This is a genomic window from Brevibacillus sp. AY1, assembly GCF_029870785.1.
GTDB classification, from domain to species: domain Bacteria; phylum Bacillota; class Bacilli; order Brevibacillales; family Brevibacillaceae; genus Brevibacillus; species Brevibacillus invocatus.
On sequence record NZ_JAFLPN010000005.1, the window covers coordinates 55,175 to 81,131 of the forward strand.

At 48.9% G+C, this 25,957-nt stretch carries 25 protein-coding genes, 1 pseudogene and 1 riboswitch; of the genes and pseudogenes, 3 read left to right on the forward strand and 23 right to left on the reverse strand.

Translation table 11 applies throughout. From position 1 onward, the window contains the following. Window positions 1-2 precede the first annotated feature (2 nt). From JZI27_RS07055 to JZI27_RS07110, 12 genes are all read right to left on the reverse strand, one after another. Window positions 3-734, reverse strand: a complete 732-nt coding sequence (locus tag JZI27_RS07055; protein ID WP_280207138.1) for a hypothetical protein — start codon at window positions 732-734, stop codon at window positions 3-5. Window positions 735-752: 18 nt separating this feature from the next. After that, a complete protein-coding gene (locus JZI27_RS07060; protein WP_280207139.1) occupies window positions 753-1,145 on the reverse strand; it encodes a hypothetical protein in 393 nt (130 codons plus the stop codon). Then, window positions 1,138-1,542, reverse strand: a complete 405-nt coding sequence (locus JZI27_RS07065; RefSeq protein ID WP_122907775.1) for a hypothetical protein — start codon at window positions 1,540-1,542, stop codon at window positions 1,138-1,140. Before JZI27_RS07065 ends, JZI27_RS07060 begins: the two co-directional genes overlap by 8 nt. A 12-nt stretch (window positions 1,543-1,554) precedes the next feature. Further along, complete coding sequence (locus tag JZI27_RS07070; protein WP_122907776.1) at window positions 1,555-1,896, reverse strand: hypothetical protein; 342 nt, start codon at window positions 1,894-1,896, stop codon at window positions 1,555-1,557. 1 nt (window position 1,897) lies between these two features. Further along, window positions 1,898-2,914, reverse strand: a complete 1,017-nt coding sequence (locus tag JZI27_RS07075; protein WP_280207140.1) for an ATP-binding protein — start codon at window positions 2,912-2,914, stop codon at window positions 1,898-1,900. 19 nt (window positions 2,915-2,933) lie between these two features. Then, entirely contained in the window at window positions 2,934-3,437 is a 504-nt protein-coding gene (locus JZI27_RS07080; protein ID WP_122907780.1) for a hypothetical protein, read from the reverse strand. A 16-nt stretch (window positions 3,438-3,453) separates the two neighbouring features. Next, on the reverse strand, window positions 3,454-3,801 hold the full coding sequence (locus tag JZI27_RS07085) for a hypothetical protein (RefSeq protein ID WP_245996509.1): 348 nt from the start codon (window positions 3,799-3,801) through the stop codon (window positions 3,454-3,456). 270 nt (window positions 3,802-4,071) lie between these two features. Next, window positions 4,072-4,638, reverse strand: a complete 567-nt coding sequence (gene cobU / locus JZI27_RS07090; protein ID WP_280207141.1) for a bifunctional adenosylcobinamide kinase/adenosylcobinamide-phosphate guanylyltransferase — start codon at window positions 4,636-4,638, stop codon at window positions 4,072-4,074. A 37-nt stretch (window positions 4,639-4,675) separates the two neighbouring features. Beyond that, entirely contained in the window at window positions 4,676-5,452 is a 777-nt protein-coding gene (locus tag JZI27_RS07095) for an ABC transporter ATP-binding protein (RefSeq protein WP_280207142.1), read from the reverse strand. Window positions 5,453-5,456: 4 nt separating this feature from the next. Further along, a complete protein-coding gene (locus JZI27_RS07100; RefSeq protein ID WP_122907784.1) occupies window positions 5,457-6,494 on the reverse strand; it encodes a FecCD family ABC transporter permease in 1,038 nt (345 codons plus the stop codon). Between the two features lies 1 nt (window position 6,495). Then, window positions 6,496-7,485, reverse strand: a complete 990-nt coding sequence (locus tag JZI27_RS07105; RefSeq protein WP_280207143.1) for an ABC transporter substrate-binding protein — start codon at window positions 7,483-7,485, stop codon at window positions 6,496-6,498. Between the two features lie 181 nt (window positions 7,486-7,666). Beyond that, window positions 7,667-7,854, reverse strand: a riboswitch (cobalamin riboswitch). Window positions 7,855-7,886: 32 nt separating this feature from the next. Beyond that, window positions 7,887-9,293, reverse strand: a complete 1,407-nt coding sequence (locus tag JZI27_RS07110; protein WP_280207144.1) for a prenyltransferase/squalene oxidase repeat-containing protein — start codon at window positions 9,291-9,293, stop codon at window positions 7,887-7,889. 124 nt (window positions 9,294-9,417) lie between these two features. On the opposite strand from JZI27_RS07110, the pseudogene JZI27_RS07115 reads away from it, so the two are divergent. Next, window positions 9,418-10,585, forward strand: a pseudogene (locus JZI27_RS07115) (DUF2515 family protein). A 47-nt stretch (window positions 10,586-10,632) separates the two neighbouring features. Here JZI27_RS07115 and JZI27_RS07120 read toward each other — a convergent pair. The 4 genes from JZI27_RS07120 to JZI27_RS07135 form a co-directional block, all read right to left on the reverse strand. After that, complete coding sequence (locus tag JZI27_RS07120; protein WP_280207145.1) at window positions 10,633-11,583, reverse strand: MBL fold metallo-hydrolase; 951 nt, start codon at window positions 11,581-11,583, stop codon at window positions 10,633-10,635. Between the two features lie 112 nt (window positions 11,584-11,695). Continuing rightward, complete coding sequence (locus JZI27_RS07125; RefSeq protein ID WP_280207146.1) at window positions 11,696-12,628, reverse strand: manganese-dependent inorganic pyrophosphatase; 933 nt, start codon at window positions 12,626-12,628, stop codon at window positions 11,696-11,698. Between the two features lie 47 nt (window positions 12,629-12,675). Next, window positions 12,676-13,077: a hypothetical protein gene (locus JZI27_RS07130; RefSeq protein ID WP_280207147.1), complete on the reverse strand. Its 402-nt coding sequence runs from the start codon at window positions 13,075-13,077 to the stop codon at window positions 12,676-12,678. Window positions 13,078-13,343: 266 nt separating this feature from the next. After that, window positions 13,344-14,657 carry a hemolysin family protein gene (locus JZI27_RS07135; RefSeq protein WP_122907794.1) on the reverse strand — a complete coding sequence of 438 codons (1,314 nt, stop codon included), beginning with the start codon at window positions 14,655-14,657 and terminating at the stop codon, window positions 13,344-13,346. Window positions 14,658-14,881: 224 nt separating this feature from the next. Here JZI27_RS07135 and JZI27_RS07140 point away from each other — a divergent pair, with 224 nt between their 5' ends. Next, window positions 14,882-15,661, forward strand: coding sequence for a DUF1836 domain-containing protein (locus tag JZI27_RS07140; RefSeq protein ID WP_122907796.1), 780 nt, complete (start codon window positions 14,882-14,884; stop codon window positions 15,659-15,661). 67 nt (window positions 15,662-15,728) lie between these two features. Here JZI27_RS07140 and JZI27_RS07145 read toward each other — a convergent pair whose 3' ends face one another. From JZI27_RS07145 to fmdA, 4 genes are all read right to left on the reverse strand, one after another. After that, window positions 15,729-18,002, reverse strand: a complete 2,274-nt coding sequence (locus tag JZI27_RS07145) for a M28 family peptidase (protein WP_280207148.1) — start codon at window positions 18,000-18,002, stop codon at window positions 15,729-15,731. 338 nt (window positions 18,003-18,340) lie between these two features. After that, window positions 18,341-18,952, reverse strand: a complete 612-nt coding sequence (locus tag JZI27_RS07150; protein WP_122907799.1) for an AmiS/UreI family transporter — start codon at window positions 18,950-18,952, stop codon at window positions 18,341-18,343. A gap of 23 nt (window positions 18,953-18,975) precedes the next feature. Beyond that, window positions 18,976-19,287, reverse strand: coding sequence for an FmdB family zinc ribbon protein (locus JZI27_RS07155; RefSeq protein WP_122907801.1), 312 nt, complete (start codon window positions 19,285-19,287; stop codon window positions 18,976-18,978). A 94-nt stretch (window positions 19,288-19,381) separates the two neighbouring features. Next, window positions 19,382-20,563 carry a formamidase gene (fmdA, locus tag JZI27_RS07160; RefSeq protein ID WP_122907802.1) on the reverse strand — a complete coding sequence of 394 codons (1,182 nt, stop codon included), beginning with the start codon at window positions 20,561-20,563 and terminating at the stop codon, window positions 19,382-19,384. A gap of 308 nt (window positions 20,564-20,871) precedes the next feature. Between fmdA and JZI27_RS07165 the strand changes: the two genes are divergently transcribed. Then, window positions 20,872-22,146 carry a sigma-54 interaction domain-containing protein gene (locus tag JZI27_RS07165; RefSeq protein ID WP_280207149.1) on the forward strand — a complete coding sequence of 425 codons (1,275 nt, stop codon included), beginning with the start codon at window positions 20,872-20,874 and terminating at the stop codon, window positions 22,144-22,146. Window positions 22,147-22,216: 70 nt separating this feature from the next. Here JZI27_RS07165 and JZI27_RS07170 read toward each other — a convergent pair whose 3' ends face one another. From JZI27_RS07170 to JZI27_RS07180, 3 genes are all read right to left on the reverse strand, one after another. Further along, on the reverse strand, window positions 22,217-23,881 hold the full coding sequence (locus JZI27_RS07170; RefSeq protein WP_122907806.1) for a peptide ABC transporter substrate-binding protein: 1,665 nt from the start codon (window positions 23,879-23,881) through the stop codon (window positions 22,217-22,219). A 91-nt stretch (window positions 23,882-23,972) separates the two neighbouring features. Further along, window positions 23,973-24,956, reverse strand: coding sequence for an ABC transporter ATP-binding protein (locus JZI27_RS07175; protein WP_122907807.1), 984 nt, complete (start codon window positions 24,954-24,956; stop codon window positions 23,973-23,975). Further along, complete coding sequence (locus tag JZI27_RS07180; RefSeq protein ID WP_122907809.1) at window positions 24,956-25,954, reverse strand: ABC transporter ATP-binding protein; 999 nt, start codon at window positions 25,952-25,954, stop codon at window positions 24,956-24,958. Before JZI27_RS07180 ends, JZI27_RS07175 begins: the two co-directional genes overlap by 1 nt. Window positions 25,955-25,957: the final 3 nt, after the last annotated feature.

Genomic DNA, 25,957 nt, shown 5'->3' on the forward strand with positions numbered 1-25,957 from the left:
TACTACAGGAACATAGCCATTTGTACGGATTGCTTAGGCAACCCCACAATCAGCTTCCCGCCTGCGTCTTGGATTTGTTCGATCACAGCTCTGGCTTGCTCTGGATTTTGCAGAAGCGCCTGTGCCGTATCTTCATTAATAACCACAAAGGAATGGTCCGAAATCTGTCTTCCTGCCTGAATCTGCTGCTGAAGCTCCCCTGCAGCCAGTTCTTGACGAAGATAGGACATTCCGCCGTTCTTCACTTCGTACGAAGCAGAATCACCCTTCATCACATCGTAATTGGCATCCACCACCACGTGATCTTTGTCCAGTCTCAGCTCCCACTGCTTTAAGCTCGCGTCCGATTCAAGCAATTGAAGGTCAATTTTATTGCCAGTTGGGACGCCATCCAGCTGGACTCCGATTTGTGTCCGGACTTCGCCATGCTGCATGAGGACGGATTCCATCAAGCTTTCCCCGAATTGACCTTTCAAATGAATGTCATTGTAAGCTGCTCGCACCATCTCTGGCGAGTGTTGTGACAATTCCCGGAATTCGGCCAGTTTTTTGTAGCGATCCTGATCCAACAGGACGTTGATGTTTTCCATAACCTGCTTGTTCATTTGCAACTCTGCCGCGCGGTTCCATTCTTGCGCCATACTGCTGACTTCTGCCAGCTTCTTGCCCGCCTCCTGAATCGCAAACGTCTCTGCTGTCTTCTCCGCGACAACCGCCGTCATGACTGGTTCCATAGCCGCCCCTCCTCCCCTTTACATGCTCGCCTTCGCTTTTGGTGGCTCCAGCTCGTATTGGACTTCTCCACGGCTGAGCAGCTCGGCTTGAGCCTCTTTTGTCAACCGGCTCAAGGGTACTGTTTTCCCGATCTGTTTTTGAATCCATTCGCCTTGTTGATTCTGAAAGTACATCTGGATATCGAGGCGGATGCTGTCAACCTCCGCTTTCTGCATACAGAATCTGCCCCCAACATAGTGCAAGGAGCCTTTTTCTGACTCCAGCTCGATCATCCGATCACATTCATCCGAATATTGAGCTGCCAACTCATCCAATGTGACGCGCTGGTTGTCCTTCTTCATCTTGTGCTTCCACATGAGATAGCAGCCAGCTGTGACAAGCCCACCCACGATAATGGTTTCTTTAATCATGTTGTTCACCTTTTTCCGGATGGGTAAGTTCATAGGCGATCCGTCTTTCTTGTTTCAGCGCACGCCTGTCGTCCAAAATCAATAGCTCGATGGGATATTTGCTGCTTTTGTTCTTTTTCACAACCCATTCACCGTCCGTTTTTTGAAAAAAGGCCTCCATCCCGACCAGAAAATGCTGTTCGTCCTCCGTGATTTCAATAGTAAAGGAGCCACCTATGAATAGTAGCCTTTCGCGTGCAATCGCTGCGAGGATGACAGCGTCGCAATCCGCTTCGTAATGCTTGGCAATCGCTTCAAACGTGTTTTTTTCTTTGTTGAATTCAATGATGAGGTTTTTATGTAATAAGTCACTAAACTTCTCGACCGACTTTATCATCTTGCCCGGCATTTCTTTCACATCATCTCACCCCTACAGGATCAGCTTTAGCTCATCTTCCAGTTCTTTGGAAATATCGACTTCCTTGTTGATCACGCGGGCTTTCTGACGAATTTCAGGCGGGACCTCTGATTCCGAGACGCGCTTGGTTTCGGTGGTTTCATACCATTGTCCCTTGCTGTCCTGCTGATATGTCTTGGCAATTTCTTCGTACGCTTCTTTCATTTTTTTCAAAAAGATCTTTGCGCCGATCACCGTTGCTTTCACTGCTTTCCTTGCTTTTGCAACCAAAGATCGCATCCAGTTCTTGATTTCGTCCCAAAAAGAAATCGCCAATACGGCAACTGCGCCGATCAGTAACGCGGTAAGTATCACCCTACTTCAACTCCTCAAGCTTCAATTGGCTTTTGACGTATTCTTCACTGACTGGTCGCGTTTCCACTTTGACCGAATCGGAACGGTCGGACCACGTGTTATTCGCCCTTTTACTCTTCATGATTCCTTGCAAAGCATCCGCCAGGTATTCATGTTTGACGAGTGGTTCTTCCGCTCTCGCTGCACGAAAAGCCGCCATGAGAATCGCGTTGGAGATATCGCTACCGGAAATCTGGTCAAACTCTCTAGCCAATTCCTCTGTACGAATATCGTGTGGGAGCTTTGTCGGAATCAGCTTTTTCAGAAGTCGAACACGACAGTCAAAATCAGGCAGTTCAAAATCGATGTGTGCCAGGATTCTGCGCATAAAGGCTGGATCGTAATTGGAGATGTAGTTGGTCGCAAACAAGATGACACCCTGGTAATCGTTCAGAAGCGTAAGCATAACCGAGCGAGTCTGATTCACACTGGTATCGGTCGCATTGTTCATATTCGTTACTCTTCGACTCAGAATCGCATCTGCCTCGTCAAAAAATAAAATGCTGTCAGAATCTGTGGCGATGCGGAAAGCCTCGGTCAAATTTTTTGGCGTGTCTCCCACAAATTTGGACTCTATGTCGGCATAGTTGATGACTAACAGCTTTTTACCCAAATATTCTGCGATCGCATGAGCGACCATTGTTTTTCCCGTGCCCGGCGGACCGTACAGATTTAACCCAACCTTGCGCGAGTGTTTATGCGTTTCCGAAAATCCCCAGGCGTCAAAAACCTGATCACTTTTATCTTTGATCGCGAGCGCATTCTGGATAGCTTCCAAAGTCCGGGCTGGCAAAATGACGTCTGCAAAGCTGTACTTTGGCGATTGCGGGATAAATGAAGCCGCTTGGGGCTTGCTGTCTTTACCTGCTTCTGCAACAGCCGGCTTTACTGGCTCTATATTTTTGGGTCCAACGATAGACCCTTGTGCACTCAAAGGCATAGTGGGCGTGCTTTGATCAATCCTTCTGCCGATTCCCATGTCAAATCCCCTTCCTCACTCAGTCCAATCTAATATGCTTGGTAATAACTCCGTTCGGATACTCGCGTTCGTCTGTCCAGCGATACACGCGTTCTTTTCCCTTGAAATCCAAGACCTCCAGTTTGCCCGTATCCACGAAATGCTGGACGGCTCTTCTCATCTCAGAGCGATCCATCTGACCTTCAAGTCGCAGCTTCTCGTGGAGCTCGTCCATCGTTGCCATTTCGATATCGAGAAAGATCCGCTTTACTTTTTGCCCTGTACTCTCCGGCTTGAAGTAGACGATGGCCGTCACAATCAGGCCGCACACGGCAAAAATGGCAATCGACCAGTAGCCGATGACGGTGTACAAATAGTAGAAACCATATAGAATACCGGCTGGGATCAGCACGTACAAAGAGAGTTTGAACAGCTTCCAAAGGATAACCAGAATGAAAACAATCGCGTAAAATAAATACTTGAGCAACGTCACGACCAAGCCAACTGCTATGAATAAAAGAACGATACCAATAATAATTTCCATGTTAAGTCTCCTTTGGCTATCGCGTCAGCTGAGCTTCCAGTTCATCTGTGATATCGGTCTCGCGGTACTTCTGGGCCATGGCTCGGATGTCTTCTGGAACATCTCGTTCGTTGACCTTTCTCGTGATCACCGTCTCCTGCCAACGTCCATTTTCCTTGGCGTAATGCTTGGAAATTTCCTCAATAGCCTCACCGATCTTCTTAATGAATACCTTGGTTCCATAAACAGCAGTCTTGATCACTTGCTTCACTTTTTGAAGGCATCGCTTGAGCCAATCGACAATACTGTTCCAATATTTCGCCACCAGGCTTCCCCCTACCAAAAGGGCAGCTCCTATCAATAACGCTTCAATAATCATTTGCATCGACTCCATTCCTCATGTTCCATCTAATACCCAGATCCAGACATGGATTAAACATTGCCTGCGACCCCATAAGTACATATACCCATATTCAATAGCCCCATAGACGGATTCTAGAGACTACTCACTATAGAACTTTATTCCCACTAAATTATTTATCATACTACGATATTTTCAGACAATTGTCGATCTCAAAATTGCCAGTTTCTTCTGTCTGACAGCTATTTAATGGTGAAAAAAAAGAAAGAAGGCATTGCTTCACCTTCTTTCTCACTAAAATTGAAAGGCTTGCTTTTTCATTTCCACCGGGATGCCAGCCGTGACGAGAAAAACCTGCTCACATTCCTGGGCAATACGCTGATTCATGATACCGGCGACATCCCGAAAGACTCTCCCGAGTGGATAATCCGGAACAATACCGTAGCCCACCTCGTTTGTAACAAGCAGTAGAGAACCTGGAAACGTGCGAATGACCTCCTGCAATGTCGTTATCTGCTCAAGTAAATGCTCTACTGAAGGGTGCCCTTCTCCACGCACCAACCAATTGGACAGCCACAGAATCAGACAATCGACCAAAAGGACAGTGCGACCATCCTGCACGTCCGGCCGTCCACCTAGTTCCGTCAGTTTTTCCGCCAGCTGAAAAGGTTCTTCTACCGTCTCCCAGTGAAAGGGAGAACTCTCCCGTCTTGCTTGGTGCTGCTTGACCCGCTGCTCCAATTCCTCGTCAAAAACGGGACTCGTCGCGATATAGATGCCTCGTTCCCCGAGATGAGCGGCGTATCGCTCCGCAAACGTACTTTTTCCACTACGGGCTCCGCCCGTCACCAATGCAATCATCCTGCACCCTCCAAACGCTGATCCTTCCCCTTGCGTCCTATCCACCTGCCTGCAGCATGATCTGCGGCAAATGATGAACCGGGTGCTCCAATACGATCGGTCTAGTGCCATAGACGTCTTCGATCAGACTGCTGCGCAATATTTCTTCGGGACTGCCCACGCTTACCTGCCTTCCCTTGTGGAGCATCAAAATCCGATCACAGTACAACGAGGCCAGATTCAAATCATGAAGCACCGCAACAACTGTAACCTGCGTCGTCTTTTGCCAGGAGCGCACGATATCCATCAGTTGGATCTGATAGCCGATATCGAGGTATGTCGTCGGTTCGTCCAGGAGCAGAACCATGGGCTTTTGCACCAATGCCTTGCCCAGCGCGACACGCTGTTTTTCTCCTCCACTCAAGTGATCGAGCGAACGCTGCTCAAGCTCACTCAGATTCAACATGTGAATGATCTCATCAATCAAGGGAGTAGGGTCCAAAGCTTCCTCGCCCAGCCAGTTCTGATAGGGGAATCTCCCCATCTCCAGCACTTCACGTACGAGAAATCCTACAGGTGGAAGAGCTTCCTGCTCCAGCACCGCCAGCATTCGGGCGAGCTCCTTGCGAGAGTAGCGCGTGAGCAGCTTTCCATCTAGACGAATCTCACCCTGGTCCATTCCGACGACACCAGAGATCAGCTTGCAAAGCGTCGATTTTCCGCTTCCATTCGGGCCGATGATGCCGAAAAACTCCCCCTTGCTTACGGAAAACTGGATATCCTGCAGGACAGGTGTCTGATTGTAGGATTTATGCAGTCCGCTTACCTCGATCATCTGACTATCCTCTCCCCTGTTGTTTTCTCTTCCTTAACAAATAGGCGAAGAAGGGCGCGCCCAGAAAGGCCGTAACGACACCCAATGGTATTTCTGTCGGGCTGAGCAGCATTCGCGCCAGCGTATCTGCCCACAGAACATAGATTCCTCCGAAGATCGTCGCCATCGGCAGCAGCAAGCGATAATCAGGGCCCATCATCAGCCTGACCAAATGCGGTACCACCAGTCCGACGAACCCGATAATTCCCGAGATGGATACTGCTGCTGCTGTTAACATGGTAGCTGTGACCAGGACAATCAATTTGGTTCGATCGACATGGACACCGAGATGCGCTGCCTGCCGCTCTCCCAATGCAAAAAGATTGAGTGAGCGCGCGTAGCTGATCAGCACAACCAATCCGATGATCAAATAAGGCAGCAGGACGTACGAAAACGCCCAGCCCCGAAAAGAAAGGCTGCCCAACAGCCAAAAGATGATCTCATTGACCATCTTGTCTGACAGAGAGACCATGAAGGATACCAGTGAGCCCAAAAAGGCTTGCACCACGACGCCAGACAGCAGCAAGGTCTCGGTCTGGATCTTGCCCTGTGTATTCGCGAGACGCATGACAATCCATAGACTGAAAAGCCCAGTCAGAAACGCGACTACGGGTGTGCTCCATTGTCCGAGAAAGGCAATTTGCAAGCCAAAAAGCAAGAGAAAGGAAGCCCCGACAGCAGCACCCGATGCTACCCCCATCGTGTATGGATCTGCCAGTGGATTGCGCAATACGCCTTGAAAGCCCGCACCTGCCAGAGAAAGGGACGCTCCCACCAGAATGGCCAAGACCACACGTGGAAAGCGCACCTTCATCACGATTTGTTCAGCAGACTCTGGCCAGGTGACCGGGATGTGCTCTGCCATGCCAGGAAGCTGATGCAGAAGGATCAGCCACACCTGCGACAGCGGCAGGCTGGCAGCCCCCATCGAGATACTCACGACGATAGAGAGGAGCAGAGTAGCAATCCCTACACCTCCCCATGCAGCCAGTCGTCTCTTCATCCTACTTCACCCGATCGGGATAGATGGCCTTCGCCACTTCAATCAACCCTTGCGTGATCCGTGGCCCGGGACGGGACATGACATTTTCGTCCATGCCAAAAACCTGTTTTTCTTGGATCGCCTTGATTTTTTCCCATCCACTTCGTGTGACGATGATTTCCTCCAGATTTTTGCCGGTATTTTGATCGACGAGCCCTTTTGCATACAAAATCACGTCCGGATCATCTTGGACGATTTTTTCCTCACTGATCTGATTCCAGCCTGTAGTATCGGAAGCGATATTGATTGCCTTGGCCAGTGTAATCAGTTCATCCATAAACTCTCCCTTGCCCACCGTCCAGCCGGGAGCAAATTCGAGGTATACCTTTTTCATTTCCTCGGGCCCTAGATCTTGAACCGCCTCTGTTACCCGTTCGATATCCAGCTTCATCTGGCTGACAATCGCTTCTGCCTGTTCTTGCTTGTTGGTGATCTTGCCCATGAGCAAAATATTGTCCATGATTTCAGCCACGCTATTGGGGCGTGTGATGTAAATTGGCAAACCTAAAGATTGGAGCTTTTCTGCGATCGGCTTATCCATCGAAATGCCGCCGATGACCAAGTCTGGACTCTGGGACAGAATCGCTTCTTCGTTGGGCTTGACAACTCCACCCACTTTTGGCTTCTTTGTTGCTTCGGCAGGGTAGTCATCAAAATCGGACACACCCACGATGTGTTCTCCAAGACCCAGGGCAAACAAGATTTCCGTCTCTGCAGGAGACGTGGAAATAATGCGCTCAGGTGCTTTTTCAAACGTGATCTCTTTTCCGGTCGCATCCTTGACGGTAAGTGGATACACGGTCTGCTTGGAAACCGATTCATCTGTATTTTGATGTGGTGTTTCCTGCTTTGCTTCAGGTGCAGGCTGAGCTTGAGGGGCTGCCTGCTCCGAACATCCCCATAATCCAATCGTCAACAGGACAGGGAGTCCCCATTTCCAAAAACGTTTCATCCGTGCTTCTTCCTCTCTTCTTCCATTCCATCATCACGATTCCTATGAAATCGACACCTACTAACGAAAAACCCTTTGAATCCACGAAGGAAACAAAGGGTCGGCTTTATGCTCAGGAGGCGCGGACACACAACGATATCCTATACTTCCCAATCCAGCCGATCCTCTCCGCGAAGGAACGCAGGTAAACGTACAACAGGCAGGTCTCCTGGCTCACGGGTATCAGATGCCCTCCCCTTCCCGTTTCCATAGAAACAGTGGCACGGAGGACCCTACCCGATTTACAGTGGCGGGACCGCGCCGGATTCTCACCGGCTTCCCTTTTCACCTGTCCATTTCGGACGAGGCACCTGTTGTTTTATACATAGTGAACGTGATGAATCAACCATATTCTCGTATCATCATAGCATTCCTGTCAGCAAAAAAGAAGGAGGAATGGCGAGGCTCGTCGGGATTCTGTATCCATCCGCCGTGGAGGGATCTGTACTGACGGTATCTGCCCCTTCGATCGGCAGGTTTCGCACCAGCGCAGAATCCGTATTTTTTTCAAAGGCAGGCCAGCCACCGTCGTCGTTTTGCATGGATAAAAGCCAAACCAGACCACGGTTCCAAGCGGCGGCTGCCAGTTGATCAGTCTTGGCCTGATTATGCAGGGCTCGCAAGGCAGCCGTCGTATCATCGATATCCGGATTCATCGTGTTGTGATCGGAGAATCCCCAACCACCGGGTTTCACTCCGGGATTGCGAATTTTCCAGTCTCCGTAAGTCGTTTGCTGTTTGCTCAGGAGATAACGATTGGCCTGTGAAATCGCGGGGTGAGAAAAGGAGAGTCCGCTGCGCTGCAAGGAATGGGACGATAGAGCGGTGTCCCAGACAGCGGAGGTCGCAAGCTGCAGGTGTACGCCAGCAGCTTGCGAGCATACAGAGGCTTTGAGCCCAGCTACAGCCTTCTGAATGACAGGATCTCGAGAAGAGTAGCCGCGTGCAAGCAGCGCATAAATCATGAGGGTGGTGGATGTGGAGTAATTGTACAGCGTTCCGTCCGGTTCAATACGCGAAAGCATAAACTGCTCCAGTCTTCGAAGGCCTACTTCGTGAAGCTTGCCAGGCAGAAAAGGAAGTCGCTGCACATAGTCGTGGATCGAGGATAGCAAGACTTGCCCATCTTTGGCGAAGCGTTCGAGGATACCATGTGGATAGATGCCCGGAGCGATGGGGTGAACGGCGTACAAATCAGACAGATCGGGTGTGTCAGGGAGCTTTTTTACGTATTTTCGATCGGCACAAATCATCATAGGCGCCAAATGAACACGGGCATACCCGACAAAATCATAGAAGCTGACGGGCAAGCTCGGAGGAAGTAAAGCCAGCTCTACAGGAACGATAAAATGCGCAGGCCACTGGTATTGTCCTGTCAATGCAGTTGTGATCTTGGTCAGCAGGTTCGCCTGGGTAAGCCCTCCCCTTTCTCGGATAAAGGAACGGGCTAGCGCCATTCTCGGCTCATTTTTCGTATACCGGCCAGAGAACAACAGGGCGTAGTAAGAATCAATCGTAGCAGACAAATTCCCTTGTGGTTCGTCCGGGTACAGTTTCCATGAACCGTCATCCTGCTGCTTGGAAACGATATGGCTGACCAGTTTTTCAATCAATCCTTCATCATCAATAGAAAGGGTTCGCAATAGGATGATCATGTGCGAATCTGTCATGGGAGAGGTTTCTAGACAAAATCGCCAGGATCCGTCTGCCTTCTGCCATTCGACCATAGAGGTCTGAATACGCCGAATTTCCGTTTGTACATCGCTCACCTGGTTCACCTCCGCAAAAATATGCTAGTAGAAAACTTGGCTGCTCCAAGCTTTTGGCGGAGCCTAAGTACCCAAAAGGCACAGGTAAACTTTTCGATCGTACAACGAAAGGAGGAGAGATCTCATGGAATTACCGTGGTTCTTGGCTCCCCATCTCCTTTCCTTCGCTAAGGAATGTAAGAAGGTAAAGGCAAAAGGCCACGCAAAGCAAGCAGCAGCATCCCTTTCAGAGAAAGATCAGGAAACGATAGAGCGCATCCAACAACAAACGCGTGACTGGAATGGTGACAATATCAGTCGAACCAGTGCCTATCTAACATTTTATCAAAAGCGCCCCGAGGTTCAATGGGCTTTGCTAGCTCATCTGGTCTCCCGAAACGCCGGATGGAATATGACCGATCTGCGCGGAGAATTCCTTCCACGGCTGCTTTCAGCCAATTATTACTGTATGAGGAAAGCGTCAAGCAACAGACCAATCTTTTTCATCTACTCTCCCGGCTCCATGCCTCCTCGTTCATGCAGGGTGCCTGGAATCACTTTTGGAAAACAGGGGATCGCAGCTTTTGACCATCAGCTTGATCATCAATGAACAGCACTATCTTGAAGAGCAGGTCATGCGAGATCAGAAGTACCAGAAAACAGTCATACAGACGCTGCCCTTTACCCTTCAGGAGCTGCTATCTCTAAGTCACATTCTTTTCCCTAGCCAGATGAAAGGATCAGGAGGAAGTCCGTTGCGGCTATACGGGGATAAAGTCTCACATTTTGCTTCCCTATCTGAGCGCATTGCATTAGGCAAAAAATTGTACGCGCTCTTGTTCAGGGATTCAGCTCGGTTGGAAGGAATTCTGGCATGGACCGTCAACCAACCACACAGCGGGTCGAGAAAAGATTATTGGCCACATCTCTTTCACGATGTAAACGAATCGGTGCCCGGTCAGCCTAACGTCAAAAAATTGAGCAATTGTCGGCTCAGAGCCGGTGCGAAACGCCTGTATTCCCCTATTCTCCGGCATGCATGGGAGCCTGAAGAGCATGCACCACCGACGCATCAAGACTGGTATCGTGGTGATCTTAGCGTCTTGCGCTTGTTCATCTCGTCCGAGAACCTTGTACGCGACGAAGAGATGGGGGACATGTATTGCAACGCACTAGAGACGATTGAGCTTGCCGTGATCGCCCGAGGCAAAATTTTTCCTGCCTATCCACGCTCTCCCCGGAATAAACGGCTCCATATGCTTGCGCCGCCTTCTACGCATCGATCATCATCTGAAGACGCAAAAAACCCTTGAATCCCTAAAGGGACCCAAGGGTTGGCAACTCAGCAGCCATGTGCAGGCTAGGCATTCCTTTTCTTTTGCAAATAATCCTCAATCCCCATCGCACAAACACTAAGATCAAGCTTGATGATATCGAAAACAGCATGGCCATCGCCAATTCCAAGCGGCTTCAAATGTTCTGCAACTTTTGCCAGAAGTCTATCGCAAAGTACGTCATGCCCCAGACCTTCCGCGATGACTTTTTCTCCCTCCGCTACAAAAATCGGAAGCCACTCTGTTACCTGCCGGAACGCTTCTTCTACCTGCTCGCTCATGCCGAAATGCCCGAAGTACAGCCTGTCCAATTTTCGTTCCCGGAATCTCGCGATAGAAGCCAGCATCGCATCCGGGCTGAATTGGTTGGGAGATGTGGAGGGCAAGAAGAAATCGATTCCCTCCCTTTTCAAGGTGCAATAGTAGACACCTGCCGTATCTCCTGTAAACATCCCGTTACTCACCGGATCATAGATACTGAAATGATGATTGGCATGCCCCGGAGAATCCAGGAATTCAAGCGTGCAATCAGGCCCGATCGTCAGCTTTTCTCCATCAGCGCGAATGAGCAGCCTCTCCTCTGGAACGGGCAGGATCGGATCAAACAATTCATCGAACTGCTCGCCATAGACTGCCCTCGCTCCTGCAATCAGTCGGCTGGGATCTACCAGGTGGCGCGCTGCCTTGGGATGGAGCACGACTGTAGCGTTCGGGCACTCCTGAAGAAGCAACCCCGCTCCCCCAGCATGATCGAGGTGAATATGTGTCAGGATCACGTATTTGACCTGCTCCAACGAAAAGCCTAGCTGCTTCAGCCCAGATCGGATGTATGGAACAGAAGGGCTTGGTCCCGTTTCAACCAAAGTCAGCTGCTCTTCTGCGATCACGTATGTGCCCGTTCGTTCCGGAAGCCCCCAGTCATAGCCGTCGATCAGATGAATCCGTTTGCCCAGTTCGATGGGTGAGTGGTCGTGCATGGTAACGCCTCCTTTTTCGATCACATCGGAATTGACCCAATATTTCCACTTTAAATGTAACATGAAAGCAGGCTGCCGGGCATCTCCCCACGGCAGCCTGCAATTTTTCTTTTTATAGTGCTTGGAACGTATCGGTCAAGACTGGTACAACTTGTTTCTTGCGTGATACGACGCCTTTGAGAACAGCCTTGTTGGCATCCAGCTGGACGTTGTAGGCTTTCTCAACGACGTGAGCCGCTTTTCCTAACGCCAAAGCCACGGAATCGTTATTCAAAATATCCGTTACGACGAAGAGGAACAAATCCAGTCCCTTTTCATCGATGATCGCGGTCAATGCCGCTTCCAGCTCAGCTTGACGATGCATGATATCATTTACATCTACTGCGTTTACTTGGGCGATTTCCACTTTCGCACTGCCCATTTGGAATTCTTTCGCATCGAGGGAGATCAGCTCTGTAATGGTTTTATCACTCAGGTCAGCACCTGCCTTCAGCATAGCCAGACCGTATGTTTGCAAATCTACGCCTGCGATTGCAGCGAGGTCGTGTGCAGCTGCCACGTCCTGCTCTGTGCAAGTTGGCGATTTCAGCAAGAGGGTGTCCGAGATGATAGCAGAAAGCATCAAGCCTGCGATTTCTTTCGGAATCTCCACGCCATTTTCTTTGTACAGCTTTTTGAGAATCGTGGTGGTGCAGCCAACTGGCTCTACACGCATATATAGCGGGTTGCTGGTTTCGAAATTGGCGATGCGGTGATGGTCAATGACTTCCACCACTTGTACCTGCTCAATATCCGAAGCGCTTTGTTGACGCTCGTTATGGTCTACCAGAATGACTTCCTTACCTTCATTCGCTACGGTTTCTACCTGGCGAGGTGCTTCTACCTTGAAGTAGTCCAGCACGAATTGCGTTTCACCATTCAGTACTCCCAGGCGAACCGGTTCAACGTTTTCACCCAGTTTGGATTTCAGGTCTGCGTAAACCAGTGCAGAGCAGATGGAATCAGTATCAGGATTTTTATGGCCGAAGATCAGTTTTTTTTCCACGTCACATACTCCTTAATCTTGTTTTGGCGAGAAGATTATACCATAGTTTAGAGGATATTCGCACGTATCATTATAGGTTCATCTCGAAGGATTGGAAAGCCTTGCCTGTCGGTAATGCACGACTGCCGATTGTACAAACGCGATGATTTCGGGATCGATCGGATATTGAAAAGCAAGCTCGGGTGCTTCCTTCTGAATACGCCACGCCTTTTTTTGCAATTCTTCTCTTCCGGCAAAAATCTGATCCGACGCCTCCGCGATCCTCCGTGCCCAGCTTTGTGCCTTTTCCGATAAGGGATCGCGTTCTCAACCACGGTATCGAGCGTCTGTTTCACCTGCTCCTGATCCGATACGTTGCAGGAAATGGCCATCGCTAGCGCTACGCCTCGTCCAACACCACGACCTGCTCCAGTGACAATAACAATCTTGCCTTCTAGTCGTTTACTCATATCTATCATCCTTTCGCGCTCTATCTGCAAGGTAATGTTCCATATAGATTGGTTGTACCAAGCTGTTCGTCACATCCTCATTGTAAAAGGTGACGTAACGTCACGTGCAAGAGGGTTTTTACATTAGAAAACTTGGCTACGCCAAGCTTTTGGCGGAGCCTTAGTTGCACTTATACTATCTTCCGCTAATCTTTTTAGCGCTTTAGCGCACTCAACACTTTCCGATAGTACAAAAAAAGATGGGAAAAGTCCCATCCTCTTCGTTACTAGTGTTCTCCTACTTCAGCAGGGACACTAGCTTTTTTTATGATCTCGATTTTTCGCACACGATGCTTATCCTTTTTCAATACGGTAAACACCATGTCCTGGTGCTGCCACTGACTGCCTTCCTTCAACGCAGGGTTTTGATTGTACAGCCACCCACCAATGGTATCCAATTCATCTTCCTCGATGGATGCGCCCAGCAGGTCATTCACATCGGAGAGCAGCACTTTTCCATCCACAATCAGATGTTCATTTGGCTGCAACACTTCAATCTCCGCTTTTTCCTCACTGTCAAACTCATCTCGGATCTCCCCTACGATTTCTTCAAGAATATCCTCGATGGTCACCATACCTGAGGTACCGCCGTATTCGTCGACCAAAATCGCAATATGTGTCCCTCTTTTTTGCATGGTCTTGAGCAAATCCTTCACGGGTGTTGCTTCCGAGACGGTGAGCACAGGACGAATCAGTTTTTTCAAATCGAGATTGCCGTCTTCTGCATAGCGCAGGAAGAATTCTTTCGTATTGATAACCCCGACGATCTGGTCCTTGCTCTCTGCAATAACAGGAAAACGTGTATATTGTTCTTCCTTGATCGTTTTCATGTTCTCTTCCAAGGAATCCTCACGATACAAGCAGATCATATCCGTACGCGGCACCATAATTTCGCGAGCAAGCAGCTCGTCGAAGTTAAAGATGTTGCTTACATACCCGTACTCAGATTGATTGATTTTTCCACTTTCGTAGCTTTCAGTCAAAATAATGCGCAGCTCTTCTTCAGAGTGGCTATCTTCATGCTCTTTTGCTGGTTTCATACCCATCAGCTTGATCAGCTTTGCAGCGGAACCATTGAGCAACCAGATCGCTGGGTAGAGTACCTTATAGAAGACAATAATCGGCTTGGCAACCCACAGACTGACTGCCTCCGCTTTTTGAATAGCAATGGTTTTCGGCGCCAGTTCCCCGACTACTACGTGCAAGAAGGTGACGATCGAGTATGCGATCAAAAACGAGAGAACGGCTACCACCTGTTCCGGCAGGAAAGGCTGCAAGATAGGATACAAAATGGCTTCTACGGTCGGCTTACCCAACATACCCAAACCAAGGGCAGTAATCGTGATACCCAATTGACATGCAGACAAGTAGCCATCAAGATTGTTCGTTACCTTTTGTACGGCAAGCGCGTTCTTTCTCCCTTCCATGACTAGCTGGTCTACCCGACTTGGGCGAAGCCGGATGATTGCAAATTCCGTCGCTACGAAGAATCCGGTAGCAAAGATCAGAAGTGCAATCAAGAACAAATTTAGCGTAAGCAATATCCTATCCCCTTCATATAGCTGATTTCTTATATGTACTTAATTGTAATGGATGCAAGGGAAACGTATCAAATCTCCCTGAAAAGGGTTCTGGCCGATTTTTACCCGTCTGGGGTGAATTTTTGATATTACGTCTATCGCTCTCCCGCTCAACTCTTCTTTTGACAATTAGCTTGACTAGTCATAATATGAGTTCATAAGAACTTAAAAATAAGGGGGACGTTATGGAAATCCTACAACTAACCCGAAAAGAAATGTCACAACTGCTACTCTGCTTGAATGGAGCTCGGGAAGACTCCCCTCTCACGATTCTTCGGGAAGCTTGGTCAAGCACGCATCAGCATGCCATTCAAAATGGACAAAGCTTTTCAGCCTTTATCACCACTTCTCTTTCTCCGATTTTCGAAAAGCTGATCAAGGCTGATAAAACCGAGCGCGGTCTCTCGCTGCATGATATCGTAGCACTGGGTAACCAGATTGAGTACACACACTTTTCGGTTACTGCCGTACAAAACTGGGTCAAACGAGATATGAAGGAATGGATTGGTACTCCCCGAAACGGGAAAAAGTATTCCATTGAGCAGGCGGCACTGCTGTACATTATAGAGGATCTGAAGGCAACGCTTGATTTCGAATCCATTCGCAAGCTGTTTTCCCTGATTTTCAACAATCCCGAGGATCATAAAGACGACCTGATCAATCCAATCGATCTGTATGCTGCCTACTCGTCCATTTTTGAGGAGATGGATGCGGACAACGATCATATCGTCGATACAGCAGCCGTGCAAAGCACGGGAGGCAGGGCAAAACCAATGATGGATTCCCTTATTCAGATCAAAGCAAGGGACTTTGCGGATACACTGACACACCTCAACGCCGATCAGAAGGAAGCTATCATTCATACTATCGTCATCGCTATCCTTTCCATACAATCCGCATTTTTCCAAACGCTGTCCAGACGTTCCTTGAATGCTGCACTTTTTTTGAGAAATCTTCATTCCTAATCCAACACGCAAAAAGGACCTCACCTGCATTTAGCAGATGAAGTCCTTTTTTCTTTTCAGTCTGGCTTTAAGGAAGCATGTAGCTTTTCATAACCAATGTCATATTATCGTACTCATATCCCCCAATCATTTCCGCAGGTCGAGAGGCTACCTGTTCTCCTGTGGGCAGGCCGAAGCTGCCATCCATCAAACGAAGGGAAACGGGAGCCGTAGGAGTCGTGGTTTTTAAGCGAAGAGTGACCCGCAGGCCCTCTACCGGCACCTGGTAGTACCTCATTCGCCAATTCCAGTTACGCTGTTCTGCGTAACGGTAATCAGGGGCGTTGCCATTGATTTGCACTTCCTCCACATCTGCATCCACTACTTCCAGCATGATGTAGTCTTTGGCACCCCTCCCCGTATTCAACAGGAGCTCAACCGTGCGGTACTCTCCGTCCTTCTCGTCCTGGAGTACAGACAATTGAGGGGACGACAATGCTTGATAGTTCGCCTCCTCAACCCAGACCCTCCGCTCTCTTCCTCCATCGATGATGAAATCGTTGAGATTGGTCTCATGAGGTTGCTGGAGAATAGTGCTGATCCATGCATCAGGACCTGTTCTACTCACCCAGTACGAGCTGCCTGTATCTGCATTTTCCACAAAAAACAGGTTGTTCAGTTCCGGCGTATCAGCACTTGGCTGGGTTTGATAATGAAAGCTCCCAAGCAAGACAACAGAAAGTACGACGAGTCCTAACGCAATGAGTCTACTACCCTGATTCACAAGAACGAGAAGAGACGGGTACATCCAAAATCCGATCAGGACAAATAGCGTAAACAGGACAGGCATGAAGACGAGCGGCAAAAAGTGAATCAGAATGAAGAGAAAGGGCAGGAAAAACCAACCTACTAATGCAGCACTGGCTGCATGAAGCAACCATCCCCGCTCCCCCTCACGCTCACTTTCTTTTCCAAAAACAAACAGAGCATAATGCAAAAGAAAAGGGAACACAAAGAAAAAGCTGGCACCTGGAAGATAGAGCGTCGTGAGCCATAGCAGCAAGAGACTGATCAGCACCCCTGCTGCGTGCATATGCCGCAAATCGGCCCATCTCTGCAAAATGGGAAACGTACAGGAGATCAAAGCCAGGATCAATAAAAGCATCGCTGCTGCCATCCATTCGATTCGGTACAAGAGCATATCTGTCGTCCAAAACATGGTTACAGCAGACCAGATCGCATACATCATGGCCCATGTCCCTGCCAATCCCCCCAAGATGAGCAGAATGGCCTTGCCTAAACTTTTCCACTGCAAGCACTGCGCTTTTCGGCGACGAATCAGCGTGTACACAATCACTGCTGTGATGAGCAGAGCAATGACAATACTCCATGTTTTGGGATAGGAGATCACTTGGTTCAACATCGAGAAATAAATGCGATCCGGTCCTTTGATCTCCAAAAGGTCAGCATGGCCAAAATGAACGATCGACTCAAAGACATTCTCTCCTTGATGCTGGAGCGAGCGCATATTGACATGTTCCAGATCATCCAGGGCGATATGATACGTATAGCCACCTTCGCCGTAAGCAAAATACAGCCCGATCACACCTTGCTCCCGTGCTATCGTAAAATCTGTATCATTGTTCAAAATTTCGTATGCATTGCTCATGCTGGAATTCGTTACAGGGTGCGGAAGAGCAAGAGCCATTTGCTGAATGAGCCAGCCATTTTGTTTTCCGGTTTCAAACATCATCGATGGTCCGGATGAACCTTTTGATTCATAATTCAGAACCATTCCCACGTCCTTTGCCCACGGATGGTCTCTCCAGAACGCACGGGCCCCTAATAAATCCAGCTCTTCCCCATCTGAAAAGAGAAAGATGACATCATTTTTCAATGGTTCCAGGTAGGTAAGTGCTCGCATCGTCTCCAAGATCGCCGCAACCGCTACTCCATTGTCATTCGCACCAGGGCTGCCGATTGCCGAATCGTAGTGAGCGGAGACAAGAATGGCCTTGCTGGAGGATGCACCCGGGACTCGTACAACAATATTATGCAAGGTGGCTGAGGTGACCAGGTTCCGATTTGCCCCTGTCAATGCATACTCGGCCACCTGAATTTCCGGCTTGTAGCCCCATCGCTCGGCCTCTGAAACAATATATTCCCTGACACGATCGTTTTCTGCAGAGCCTGTCGGATGAGGTGCACGGGCAATTTCCTGAAGAATCGCATACGCCCTTTGTGCAGAAAAGCTGTGATCTGCCGCTTGTGAGAGAGGCACCGGCGGCTGAATTTGCAAAATTGAGACAACAGCGACTCCAATGAAAAAGAACAAGAGTACTGCTTTTTTCAGGTAAGACATGTGTACGCCCCCATTGCACCAGTTCCATGATGTACCTATTTCTATGTAGTAAAATGGCCCCTTCATTGGCATGCTTCAACAAGACTGAAGTGATGAACGCTTAATGATCCCGCCATTTCGAATGGATGAAGCAGGCTTGTAATGGCAGGGTGGAGCCTTTGTTTTTGCTAAACATTAAAAATCCTTTTATTGCTCAGACTATTTTACCACCTCCTGGCTTGGGAACCCATCCCTTTTTTCTTCATTCTTTGCAAAATGCATTGGGTATTTTTTACCATTTCAAAAAAGAAGTGTCCCCCAAGTCGTTTCCAACTGAGGGACACCGTTCAAGCATTCGTTTACATAGTTACTTTGTCGGTTACCTGCGACTTTTTCGATGCACCGTACAGATAAACAAAAGCCACGACCGCCACCAACGTCACCAACCAGACCCAAACAAGCGAGATTCCTTGCCACACGCCTACCAATGACAAAAATGCAGGAACCGTAGCCGTGATCCAGGATTGAATCAACGTAACGAAACCGGTATATCGTCCAATATCTCGCTTCAAACCCAATAAGATAAAGAAGAGCGTCCATAAAAAAGACCACATCAACCAGATGATTCCGAATTTGATATCTCCAAAGTACATAAAGTTCACGAGAGAATACCCAATGGCTAAAATCGCCACCCACAAGGAATACCACCCAACCCCAGTCGTGTCCAGCTTGCAGAGGTTGGTAATTCCGACGTACAAATACGTAAATCCAAAAAGAAAGATGCCGGAAGCACCGAGAATAGCGGCAGTATCACCCTTTGCCTGAAAAATCAGGTACAGCGGAGTGATGACTTGAAGGACACCTACGAACAGATTAAAGATGCCCGCACTCTTCCCTTCCACTCTCCCCAGCAGCATGATGCTATTCAGAAACAATACTCCTCCAACGTACAAGAGACCTACATCTGACATCAGACATCCCTTCCTCTAGACTCTCAATGCCCTACCATCCAGGGTCTTTTGGGAGCGTGTTGATGAGAGTGATTGCTTTTGGCATGGGAGTGACCGCCTTGCTGACAGCTTCCCCCTTCATGCGAATGACTTTCTTTCCTCACGATCTTGGGTTCAACTCCCCGTTCAATGCGCTGACGCAGTGCTTGAGACGTGAAAATGAGACCAGGTGCAGAATACGCTCGATTGCTCATTTCTTCGCATGCTGGACAAATGACTTGCTCGGTGACCTCACTCATGCTCATCCATTGGATGAAAGGACCACACGAATCACATACATATTCATATCTAGGCATCGTTTTCTCTCCTTTTGCCAGGTTCACTGTCAGGTATAGAAGATGGGGAAAAAAGAGCAGGGCGAACATCGTGCCCCGCTCTGTCTTTCCGCTGTTACTTGGGCAGGATGTCGCGATCAAAGATGCTGGTCGGGATGGACAACGTGCAGCATGCATTGGGTATATCGACAATGCCGGCGATTCTTCCCTCCACCGGAGCCGTGCCGAGAAGCATGTATGCCTGTTCACCAGTAAAGCCCATTGCCGTTTTCAAATATTCAATTGCATTGAGGCATGCATTGCGATATGCGACATGAGCATCCATATACAACTGCTCTCCTGTCGTCTCATGGACAGAAATGCCTTCAAACACGAGGTACTCGGAATAATGCGGCTCTACTGGACCCGGCTTGAATACGGGGTTGTTAATGATGTTATATTTCGCCATACCGCCCTTGATCACATCCACATGCAAATCAAGCCATCCTGCCATCTCGATGCCTCCGCAGAAGGTGATCTCACCGTCTCCTTGGGAGAAGTGCAAATCACCCATCGACAGCTTTGCCCCTTCTACGTAGACAGGGAAGTAGATTCGCGTTCCTTTGGACAGGTTTTTAATATCGCAGTTTCCACCGTGCTCACGAGGAGGCACCGTACGCGCTGCTTCTCTGGCAATCCGATCAAATTCTGCTCCATGCAATTTACCCAGCACCGCACTTTCCGGAGTAGGCAGATTGGCAAGAGGAGGAACCCTTGTGGGGTTTTTCGCTACGAGTTCACTTTCGCGTTTGTTCCAACGATCCAACAATTGGTGGGATGGTGCTGTTCCAATCAAACCGGGATGAAGGATTCCAGCAAATTTGACGCCTGGCAAATGCCTGGAGGTTGTGTAAATGCCATGGAAATCCCAGATGGATTTGGCCGCCTGAGTATAGTGGTCGACAAGGAATGAACCTCCATTCTCTTTGGCAAAGATTCCATTGAATCCCCATTCGGAGTTCGGCAAGGCTCCGATATCCAGAATATCGACGACCAGTAGATCTCCCGGTTCTGCGCCATTTACCCAAACAGGCCCGCTGAGAACGTGAACGCGGTTCAGATTGACATCGCGAATGTCGGAGGGGTCGTCATTGTTGGAAATTTGGCCATCGGTCCAGTCTTTACACTCCATCCGAAACACAGCGCCTGGATTGACGGACACAGTCGCTGGAATATCCGGATGCCACCTGTTGTGTCCAGGAGCTTCCTGTTCCTCCATCGGCTTGTTCAGGTCTACACGAAACAATACGTCTGGCATGCTGTTTCCTCCTTATACTCATCTCGGTCATTCACCCTAAGACAGAAGCAAAAGACATGCCAAGAAGACTTCGTAAAAGAGAAATTCGACGGAGAGTCCATATTTGCCTGATAAATCTGACTTTGTTGGACTACCTGCCGGATGATTCAGGTATACTAAAGAAGAGTGTGTGTCTCATTTTCAATCACCTACCACCATTTTTCGAAAATGGCTTCGTTGGTTACCTGTGATCCTGCTCTTTGTCTCGTATTCGGACAATGTCTCATGATCGGACAATCCAACCATTTGCTGAAGGAGGCTGGCCATGTATGGAAAGAAATGATGATGCAAGCTTGCACATCCCCTTAGCGGGTGTTTCTCCTGATGTGGCAACTTCTCCTTGTCATTCGCTTCTGTGCGCATGGGGGAAGGTCAGTCAAGAGTATGTCATCGCAGTTGCTCGCAACCGTGTCGTCTATTTTGTCAACCGCCGTGCATCAGAGCGCTTTACCCTCAGACCTGGCTCTGTGCTAGACGATGACTGGGAACAGCTGATACAGAAAGAATGGACGATCGAAGAGGTTGATTTGGAAGAAGAGCAGCTCTATCGCCTTTATTTCATCCGTCCCAAGCTAAAGCCCAGCGTAGAAGCAAATGCCGCCTCCGCTTTTCCTGCCATCAAAACCAGCAGCCCGCTGTATCAAGCTCAGCTACATACCGCGCGAGTCGCCGCTCACTCCGTCTCCAACACGATGATTTCGGGTGAAACAGGATCGGGAAAGGAAGTGTTGGCCCGTGCCATTCATGCCGCAAGCAATCGCAAAGATAGGCCTTTTATTGCCGTTCACATCGCCTCTCTCCCTCGTGAGCTATTAGCGAGTGAGTTGTTCGGGTATACCGACGGTGCCTTTACAGGTGCAAAAAAAGGGGGAAAAATCGGAAAGCTGGAAGCAGCCAACGGTGGAACGCTGTTTCTGGATGAGATCGGCGAATTGACGCCTGAGATGCAAGTGGTTTTGCTGCGCGTTCTGGAGGAGCGAAAGATTACTCGATTGGGCGACCATGAGGAAAAGCCTCTCGACATCCGGATCATTGCTGCCACAAATCGTAAGCTTCAAGATGAAGTGACGGCGGGACGATTTCGCGCTGATTTGTATTACCGGCTGCATGTGCTTCATGTCAAGATTCCCCCGCTTCGAGAACGAAAGGAAGACATTCCCGATCTGGTTGAACTGCTCCTCCACAAGCTACAGGCTCAATACGGCAGAGGACCGCTTTCCGTATGCAAGGCTGCCTGGCAGCTCTTGCTTTCACATACCTGGCCAGGCAATATCCGAGAGCTTCGCAACGTCATGGAACGGGCCTTTTTGCTGGCGCTAGACGAATCGATCATCACCATTTCCCATCTCCCTGTAGAATGGAACCACTCCGCCCCAATAGTGGAAGCAACGGGCTTCAGACGTTCATCACTGCGTGATCTGGAGAGGGAAACGATCCAGCGCGCACTCGCTGACGCAAAATCCATCAGCGCTGCAGCCAAACAATTGGGCATTGCACGCAGTACCCTGTATCGGAAAATGAGCGAGTGGCACGGTGTTTTGTGAACGTAATAAGGCGTTCCTTCCGTCTGTGAAAGACTTTGGGAACGCCTCATTGTTTTTTTATGCCTTCAGGTTATTCAACGGTCGCATATTCAAAGTAAGTATGTCCGATGTAGTTTTTCATGACTCCTTTGACATGCGGTTTTGCCAGATAAGTATCCTGGTAGAAATAGAGTGGGAAGACAGGCATTTCGTCCATCAGGATTTGTTCAGCCTTGGCATAGTTAGCAGCGCGCTTGGTTTGATCTTGAATTTCCCGGTTTTCTTTCAGCAAGGCATCGTACTCCGCGTTGCTCCAGCGAGGGCCGTCTTTGGCATTGACGGTTTCAAACAAGGTCAGGTTGGTCATCGGATCCAGATAGTCTCCCGTCCAGCCATCGCGAGCGATCATGAAGTTGCCCATTCTCATTTCATCCCAATAAATTTTGGACTCCAAAATATTGATGGTCACTTCGACACCCAGGTTTTCTTTCCACATGCTGTGCAGGGCTTGTGCGATATCCTTGTCGGTATTGCCGGACATCGTCATGAACTCGATCTCTGGCAAGCCTTTTCCATCCGGATAGCCTGCTTCAGCCAAGAGACGTTTTGCTTCTGCTACATCTTCCTTGAACAAATCTCCTACCACATCGCGGTATTCCTTGGTAGGATCGACGAGATCTGGCATGCCGTAAGGGACAAAACCAAAAGCAATTTTTTCATTGGATTGCAGAACGTTTTTCACAATCGCCTCACGATTGATGGAAATGGCGAACGCTTTTCTCACACGAGGATCATCGAAAGGCTTCACGCTGGTATTGTAGTCAAAGTAGTAGGTACCAATACGCGGCTCTGCAAAAAATTCAGGTGTGTTCAAGTATTTTTGCAGCGATTCATTGTTGATGTTATCGGAAACGTCGATCTCACCATTCGTATAAGCAGCCAATTCGGCTTCTGCCGCTTCGATGAAGACGATTTCCAAAGTATCGAGCTGGACTTTATCTGCATCCAAATAATTCGGGTTTTTCTTCAGCACGTATTTTTGCTTGGGATGAATCTCAGAGAGTGTGAATGGACCTGTGACCAGATACGTCTCTGGTGTTTTCGTCCAGCCATCATTGCCGTCCACGACATCTTTGCGAACTGGATAATAGGACGTTGCACAAAGCAGGTTCAGGAAGTAGGTGGTCGGATTCTCCAGCTCCACCTCGAGTGTTTGATCGTCGACTGCTTTTACGCCAACCTGGTCAGCTGTCGCCTTGCCTTCGTTGTATGCCTGACCGTTTTTCAGGTAGAACAGGTCAAAAGCAGCTTCAGAGGCAACATCAGGATTCAACACCCGTTTCCAGGAATATTCAAAGTCATGCGCTGTGACAGGTTTGCCATCACTCCATTTGGCATTTGGATTGATCTTGAAGGTGTATTTCGTCCCTGTCTCATCGAGTTTCGTTTCACTAGCCAAAGATGGAACAGGAAGTCCATCTTGACTAATTTTGTAAAGTCCTCTGAACAGGTTTTGCATCACGATGGACGAACGTGAGTAAACGTTCAGCGTAGGATCCAGCGTTTCTGGTTCGGAAGGCAGTGCGTAAATGATTTTCTTTTCTTTTCCAGTTGATTCCGCGGGCTGTTGTGTTGCTGGCGCCTGTGTGTTCGTGTTGTTGTCCGTGCTTGGTGCTGCTGTGTTGCTGGAGCTACAACCAGCAACGACTACCGCTACTAATGATAACTTGAAAAAAAGGCCGACAAGCTTTTTCATTTTCTTCCCCCTCTGTCTTGTTTTCTTATGAAAAACTGTCTGTGACAGCTTCCATACCTACTGATTCAAGCATGATCCGGCATAAGCTTTATCATGAAGAGACGATGTGACAAGCGACCTGGTGTCCACTGCCGATTACCTTAAGCTCTGGTTTTACTTCTCGGCAAGTCGCGACGGCATAGGCACAACGCGTCTGAAAAGCACATCCCGGAGGCGGATTGAGCGGGCTTGGGACATCTCCTTGCAGATGAATCCTCTCACTCTTTTCTGCCAGGTCCGGATCTGCGATCGGCAAGGCAGACAACAAGGCTTTTGTATAAGGATGCTGCATGTTCGTGTACAACGTGTTGGCGTCTGCGATTTCGACCAAGCTGCCCAAATACATCACCCCAACTTTGTGGGAGATGTGACGCACCATCGACAAGTCATGCGAGATAAACAGATAGGTCAGACCGAATTTTTCCTGCAGTTCTTCAAGCATATTGACCACCTGGGCCTGAATCGAGACATCCAGCGCTGAGATCGGTTCGTCACAGACGATAAACTCTGGTTCCACAGCTAGCGCGCGGGCGATGCCGATCCGCTGTCTTTGTCCACCTGAGAATTCATGGGGATAACGGTTGATATGATCCTTTTTCAATCCAACCAGCTCTATTAGTTCCCGAATCCGATCTGCTCGATCTTTACCGCTGCATATCTTGTGGACATCCAGGGGATCGCCGATGATCTCACCGACCGTCATCCGAGGATCGAGTGAAGCATAGGGGTCTTGGAAAATCATCTGCATCTTTTTGCGAATGGGAAGGATTTCTTTGAACTTCAAGTGCTCAATCGGTTTTCCCTGAAACAGGATTTGACCTGAAGTCGGTTCATACAGCTTGAGCAGTGTTCGGCCTGCAGTCGTCTTGCCGCAACCAGACTCCCCTACGAGTCCAAGTGTTTCTCCCTTTTTAATGGAGAAGCTGACGTCATCCACCGCTTTTAGCTGGCGATCGCTTCGAGAGAACAATCCTTTTTTCACATCAAAGTACTTCTTCAAGTTTTTGACTTCAATGAGATTCTCGTTATTTTCCATCAGCTGCCCACCCCTCTTTCCACCTTTGCGGCTTTCGGGTGCATCAACCAGCATGCTGCCCGATGGCTTTCACTCAAGGAGATCGGGACAGGCGACATTTGTGTGCAGATCTTCATCGCGTGCTCACATCTGGCTGCAAATGCACAACCCTTGGGCGGAGATAACAGATCGGGTGGACTACCCGGTATCGGGATCAGTTTTTTCTTTTCACCCTCTGTGACTTTGGGCATGGAGCGCATCAATCCCCATGTGTAGGGATGCTGCGGGTTGTAAAAAACTTCCCGGGTCGTTCCTTCTTCTACGATCTCTCCACCGTACATGACGATGATCCGGCTGCACATGCTGGCTACGACTCCCAGATCATGCGTGATCAACACAATCGAGGTATTGCCCTTTTTCTTCAAATCGCTCATGAGATCCAGAATTTGAGCCTGAATCGTCACGTCCAGTGCCGTCGTTGGTTCATCTGCGATGAGCAGCTTCGGATTACAGGAGATCGCGATGGCAATCATCACCCTTTGTCTCATCCCGCCAGAAAACTCGTGCGGATATTGATTGAGACGGCTCTCCGGGCTGGGGATTTCCACCATCTTGAGGACCTCGATCGCTCTTTTTTTGGCTTCGGATTTGGACAGCTTTTGATGAATCCGAATCGGTTCCATGATCTGATCTCCGATAGTGAATAGCGGGTTTAGCGAAGTCATCGGATCTTGAAAAATCATCCCGATGTCGTTGCCGTGCAATCTTCTCATCTGCTTCTGGTCCATATCCATAATTTCCGTACCGTCAAAGGTCAAACGGTCGGCATCAATCTTTGCATTTTCGGGCAGCAAACGCATGATAGACAGCATCGATACACTTTTTCCTGAGCCAGACTCTCCAACAATGCCGACCGATTCTCCTCTATCTACATGAAAGGAGATACCGCGAACAGCTTGTACTTGTCCTGCTTCGATATGAAAAGTCGTTTTCAAATTGTTGATTTGCAACAGCTTCACCGG